This window comes from Xenorhabdus sp. PB30.3, from assembly GCF_963895965.1.
Taxonomy (GTDB): domain Bacteria; phylum Pseudomonadota; class Gammaproteobacteria; order Enterobacterales; family Enterobacteriaceae; genus Xenorhabdus; species Xenorhabdus stockiae.
In genome coordinates this window covers 1-6,124 of record NZ_CAWQMW010000050.1, presented here as the reverse complement: position 1 = coordinate 6,124, position 6,124 = coordinate 1, and the positions used below count along the sequence as shown (strand labels likewise).

General features: G+C 40.7%; 5 protein-coding genes. 2 read left to right on the top strand and 3 right to left on the bottom strand.

The window, feature by feature from the left end; all coding sequences use genetic code 11:
* Positions 1 to 262: hypothetical protein (locus AACX38_RS04295; protein WP_228865785.1), on the top strand; the 262-nt coding region annotated here is incomplete at its 5' end.
* Between the two features lie 53 nt (positions 263 to 315).
* Positions 316 to 789 carry a hypothetical protein gene (locus AACX38_RS04290; RefSeq protein ID WP_228865784.1) on the top strand — a complete coding sequence of 158 codons (474 nt, stop codon included), beginning with the start codon at positions 316 to 318 and terminating at the stop codon, positions 787 to 789.
* 33 nt (positions 790 to 822) lie between these two features.
* Here AACX38_RS04290 and AACX38_RS04285 read toward each other — a convergent pair whose 3' ends face one another.
* The 3 genes from AACX38_RS04285 to AACX38_RS04275 all read right to left on the bottom strand — a co-directional run bounded on the left by AACX38_RS04285 (position 823) and on the right by AACX38_RS04275 (position 5,726).
* Positions 823 to 4,176, bottom strand: a complete 3,354-nt coding sequence (locus tag AACX38_RS04285) for an ImcF-related family protein (protein ID WP_228865783.1) — start codon at positions 4,174 to 4,176, stop codon at positions 823 to 825.
* An 84-nt stretch (positions 4,177 to 4,260) separates the two neighbouring features.
* On the bottom strand, positions 4,261 to 5,460 hold the full coding sequence (locus AACX38_RS04280; RefSeq protein WP_228865782.1) for a hypothetical protein: 1,200 nt from the start codon (positions 5,458 to 5,460) through the stop codon (positions 4,261 to 4,263).
* 2 nt (positions 5,461 to 5,462) lie between these two features.
* On the bottom strand, positions 5,463 to 5,726 hold the full coding sequence (locus tag AACX38_RS04275; RefSeq protein ID WP_228865781.1) for a PAAR domain-containing protein: 264 nt from the start codon (positions 5,724 to 5,726) through the stop codon (positions 5,463 to 5,465).
* Positions 5,727 to 6,124: the final 398 nt, after the last annotated feature.

The following is a 6,124-nucleotide window of genomic DNA, read 5'->3' as shown; positions in this document are numbered from 1 at the left end:
TAATTATATATTGAATATTGCACATAAGACAATAGAACTAATTGGCTTTGTATTTTCTATTTACATACTACTCTCTACTCTGGATATTTTTAACGTAGAGAGAGCAGAAGAAATTGACACTAACAGATTTGGTTCTTTTTCTTCTTTTTTTGTAAATATACTAGGTCCGTTTAGTGTTATATTTTTATATATCAGTATTTATCTAAGAAACAGAACAATTAACAATCAAAAAAAAATAAAGTCATTGCAGATAGGAAATTAAAATTATTTGAATTATCCATTCAATCATTAAAATCAAAAATACAAAGAAACTCTTTGCTATTTAAAACTAAAGACAATAAAAAAATCACTTCCAAAGAATTAGGAATCTATTTTCAAAAACACTTACTATCCTACAGTAAAGAAAATGAGTTTCAAAAACAAAGAAACACTCAAGATAGAATCAACATCATAATGGAATTTGCGAAAAACAACCAACTAATGCTAATTATAGATAACAGTATGGAAAATGAAATAATACGTACCATAACAAGTATATTGGACGAAGAAAACTATAATTTTATTAACTATTGTAAAATGCTTATAAACACCTATATAGGTCAGGATAACTTCTTTTGGATATTAATTGCAATATGCAATAAAAATGAATATTTCGAAAAAAAATTCAAAAATAGTAATTTTGCCTATATCCCATCTCATATTGATGTCAATAATAGTGACGGAGATTGTGATAGTGATGACTCTGGCTATGGGGATTGTGGAGGAGGTGACGGTGGAGGATGTGATTGAGGGAATAAATTCCCTCAATTGCACTCGCCCTTTTTAGTCAAATATCCTATCTGGCAGGACAAAGCCTCGTAATTTCAGCAATACCAACGGGCCTTCGCCTGCCTCCGTTCGCAGCGTATAGTTTAGTACCTGTCCATTCGGCGTCTTCCAGCTCACCTGATAGCTGCTAGCTGAACCTGACCACGGTGTAACTTTTGCTTTTTCCAGCAATCGGATAAAACCCCACGTTCCCGGTTTCTCCGCATAAATGCGCATTCTCGCTCTTGTACCCGACCAGCTTAAGGTCGCTCCTTGCGCTGTGGTATCTGCCGGCCAAATAAATTTCTTCCAGTCCGGGCGCTGATTCATGTAAATCAATTTCTGGTTGTCTATCACCAGATTGGTCTGCATTACCCCACCGGCCGTTCCCGGTCGTACTTCAAACGCGAGCCGCGCTTCGCCACTGGTAAATACGATATCTGATAAAGCATTCAGCGTATTCAACGCAGACAGAAATTCCGGATTAAACTTCAATCCCTGAGCATTAATACTATCAGGCACCCAGTGATTACCTTCACGGCGTAAGACTCCACTTAACCGGCTTTCCAGAAAACGGCTAATCCGTCCGCTATCCGCACGTAAGTATTGCGCCAGCAACGGCAGGGAAACTTCACTTCCTCCCGATTTAAACGGATAACGCCCGCCAAAAGCCAGATTCCAGTCATCCACTATTGCCCGTTTCCATTGCGCATTCAGACTTTCAGCAGTTGGCGCCAACAACTGCTGCCACGACTGTTCCATTGGCTGCACAAATACTGTCTGACCAAATCCGCTCCATTCCTGCCCCAGACTGGCTGCCACCAAGTTGCCATAATCACGGGTATCAGATAAGTCTACCGCTTTACCCTGAAAAATCGTCTGTGCCATCGTTTGAGCCATCGCCTGCGGATCTGCTGAACTTGTCACCTGTTGCAGCTTCAACCGCACGCGGGTTACTCGTGTCAGAAAACTGTACAGACTAAGATGTTGCCCATCCTGTGCTCCGGCTTTGGGTTCAATCAGTTCCAGCAATGGGCCGAAAGTCGGTTCCAGAGGGCCGGTAAAACCAACCTTTTGGCTGATTGCTGGCTGCTTATCCTTATTAAAAATTGACTTCGCAGATTGAGCAAATGAATCTGACACTTCCTGACGCCCCGTTTTGCCCTGATACGCCAAAGTATTCATCAAGCCAATTAGCGGCGACTGGCGAACATCTGCCATCAAAGTCAATTGATCAATCGTATCGGATAACGTATCCGAACGTCTCCAGTGCAGACCGTTCAGGAAATTCAGCCAAGCGCCTGAGAAATCAGCAAAGTAACGATCTGTCAGTTTTACCTTGAGCACTTCCGGAGAAAGCTCATCATTGGCATTTTGCTGACCGTCACTCAACACCCAGTCAATTTCCATCCGTCGTTCATTCACCAACCGTTCGATCGCAGGCTCAACTGATTCCTCCCATGCCTTGCGGGTAAACATACCCGGCACAAAGCTATCTGCCGCGAAAAGAAGCTCAGCATCTGTATCGCCTGTCATATCAGAGAGAGACATGTCCGCATAATGTGTAGAAACCTGTTGCAGCAACTTCTGATATAGCGAGGATTCGCCATTACGGTGACCAATCTCCCGTACCAATGCCGTTCGTGATTGTCGAACTAATTCTTCATCAGGTTTCATCGTCCAGTCAGGATTGTTGGACAAGTTCTTCGCATAGAAAGAGAGTAATTCTGGCGCCTTAGCCTGCCAGGCTGCGGCTGGCATACCAGCTGGCACTGTCCAGTTCGCCATAACAGCTTCACTGAACACGCCTTCATCAATATTTTCCGGTTGCCCCATCATCAGATAAGCTTTGAGAGGACCATAGGCTTCCTTTGCAGCAACTGAGCGGGCGGAGCTGTTTGGCGGCAGACTCACCAGCATAATCAAGTTTTTCTCCATCTGCTCAGCGACTGAATCCCGCAGCCAGGGCATAACATATTGCGCATAAGCCGGCCAAAGTGCCTGTAACACCGTATCATTCTGGCTCAATCCCAGACGGGCATAAGATGGAGTGCCATGCATTTCGCGGTATTGCAGCATCGATAACATATCCTGTAATTCCAGCCACGCCTGAATACGCTCAGCCAACAGTGCCTGATCATTTTTCGTCAATTCAAGCTGCTCCGCTCCTTTCTGCACTAAATGGCGGTTACTGGCATAGGAAACCAACATGCCAGCTCCAGCCATCACCATCAGGACGGCCAGTAATCGGTTTCCCGCTTTCCGCCATTGCCAGCCCAGTTTTGTTGCCCTCAGCTTCGGCGACAACTGCTGAACCGAACTCAGTAGATTGTCCCAACGGCTATCCCTACTCCAGTGGTGTATATCCACACGTTTACCTGCAATAAATGACAAGCTAAACACTATCCCTGCCAGCGGTAAGGGTTGGTGTGAATTGAAAAATACTGCCAATGAAGCACTAATTTTTTCACTGCCTCCCTGACGCAAAAAATTCGCCAAAGTTAGTAAAAAATCATGACGGGAATTATGGATAAGCTGTTGAGTCCCCTGCTCCGTTATCATCGGGACAAGCTGATTCAGACTGGTATGCAGACTTTCCTGTGTACAGGAGGAAGACAGGAAACAACCCGGCGCTGAAACTTGTTCATAAGCGTTATCCCAGCTCGTTTGATGCAGAGACCAGACATAAACTGGCACACACCAGCCTAATGACTGATAGCGCTGGGTTAAATGACGGCTCAATGTCTCGAATGCATGGCCGGAAACGAGACGCGAATGAACTGATGCTTCAAGCGAAGTTTGGTGTTGGTATTGATCTGTAACCCAGATGAGCGCATCTAGTGGTCGGGTGCGGCGCAACTGACACAGAGACTGATCGATAGTATCATCAACATTGGCGGTAATATTACCGCCCCAAATTAACAAAGTACCGTCAGATTCCAGCCATTGTTCTGCCACCAAACCGGGAATAAGTTGTTCAACATGATCAGGAGAACCAATAACCATCAGGATTTGGATTTTCTTTTTCCATGAAGAGCCATAGCGGAGTTTTAATGTTTGTTTTAAATCCAAATATAGTTCTGGTGATCCTTTTGTTTTTTTCTCTTTTTTTACTTTAGACTTACCGGATAATAAGGTAAAACTCGCCTCAGCGTGTTTACTCCACCCCAATAAAAAAAAGGGAAAAAGCAGGAATAAAGCACCGAAAACGGAACCTGCGTAAATCAATAATTTCTTTATTGGCAGCTCTGGATTAATACTGAAATAATATATAACCACTCCGATAAATATAACCAGTAATATTGCTAAGGTGTAAGCCGCCGCGAGAAAAACAACTGATTTTCCTGATTTAGATTCAGACTCAGGCATAATAATCATTCACTCCGATATGCATTATTGTTAAAATTAAAAACATTCATCTGACTTGATAGATTCCAAGATGCAGAGTAATAATTATTTAACCACCATAAACCAGGGTTTATTTAAATCCTGAGATATTGCACTCATTATTAATTGTGGTTTTTGATTTTTTTGCGCTGATTCCAATGCGATGGCTATTGCTAACCAAGGTGAAGCAGAACCTGCATAGCCAATTTTCCCATCAATATCAATTTGATTTTCAGGCTGTGTTAAATGGGGATATTCTTCACCCAATGGCGCAGCAGCTATCTGCGCTTTATTGTCACATCCCATTCCTGATATCCAAAGATATTGAATATCTTCACCACAACTTTTTCCCCATAGTAACGCCTGAGACAATGCATAATTAATTTCATTTTGACCTAAGTTTTCAGGACGGCATAATCGAGTACTATCAATTTCACTTATTACTTTAGAAAAGGATGATGTTACTAACAGAGCAACCGCAGCATCACCATGTCCATCATCATCACTGTTAGATAAATGAACAGAAATGATCAATAAAGGCTCGTGAGAAGAATAAGAATCAATCCATTGATCCAGAGTTTCGACACCTTGCCTATGAAGATAACTGACTGGGAGTGTAACATGACTATTTTTACAAACTTTTTCCCATACTTTTTGATATTGTGAAGATGATAAATTTGCATCCAGTTCCAAACATACCTGAATATTGGTTTTCTTGAGAAGATCTGCTAGGGCAAAAGAAAGTTCATTATCAGCCAGTAACATGCATATCTTTTCATATAACAGATCTTCTGTTTGTTCTACTTTTGACCAAAATGATTTTCTACGAATAATTTTCCCGGTGGATGCATCTACGATCTTTGGCATTTCTATAATGGAGTGTACCAATTGTTCAGACAATGTACCCTGCATAAATGCATCTGGAATATGAATAACAGAGTTAAGATGATAAAGATGCTTCTGACCACGATTTATTTCGTGTTCAATAAGCTTTTCTCGTTTTCTATCCCAGTTATCTGCCCAAAGCTGATTGAGATCGAAATATAATCTCCTGATAAGAAAAATAAGTGACCAGATAGAAAAAGGATAAACAAATGAAAATAAAATAAAAGAAAGAGATTTAACCGATTTCCCTTCTGGCCAAAAAAAAGCAGTGATAATGCTGGCTCCACCAATAAAAACAGAGAGTATGTATAACCATTTTTTTAGCTGTGGTGGCTTTTTCCTATTTGCTTTGTCCGGAATATTTAGAAGATCAATAGCCATAATCAACTCGATGTTGCATTACCCAATGAGGAAATTAATGTACAGCCACACCCACATTTATGGCCATGAAAGGCAACAGATATACCATTATCTTTGAAAGTAGGGTGACCTTCTATAATTTGAGTTATACCATGCCCTATAATAGGACAAGATACTTTATCACCAAGGCGGGCAACACCAATTCCTGAAAATTTCATTACACCAGATCCTTCCTGCACCGCTCCACCGTGAGTGGTTTTATCCCCAATCCTAATTATGCCTTTCATGTTAATTCCATATGAAAATTATTCCATTCCTACATCGATTATATTCTGATTTGTTTTTTTCATTAGTAGTAAAAAACCATGATTTTATGCTTTATTTGTAGAAATAAAGTATTAATCCAAAGCTAGAATTCACACCTATAAGGTTATAGGAAAAATAGAGGGTAACTTATCAAGAGAAAAAAATAACAACCTCACGTCACTGAACGATATTGATTATCTTTTATTTACCAGAGGGCTTATGAACATAGTTAATTTTCATATCTATGCATTTCCCTATTTTATTAATACAAGCAGAAAGAGCATATCTACCAGATTCCCACATAACGACATGTTTTTTTCGATTTCTTGGTTTGCCAATTTCATTAATAATGTAATCTAATTTTTTACCTATAAAATAT

Excerpts from the sequence above, each read along its gene's own strand:
- AACX38_RS04275 (WP_228865781.1), bottom strand. The coding sequence starts at position 5,726 with ATGAAAGGCATAATTAGGATTGGGGATAAAACCACTCACGGTGGAGCG.
- AACX38_RS04285 (WP_228865783.1), bottom strand. The coding sequence starts at position 4,176 with ATGCCTGAGTCTGAATCTAAATCAGGAAAATCAGTTGTTTTTCTCGCG.
- AACX38_RS04280 (WP_228865782.1), bottom strand. The coding sequence starts at position 5,460 with ATGGCTATTGATCTTCTAAATATTCCGGACAAAGCAAATAGGAAAAAG.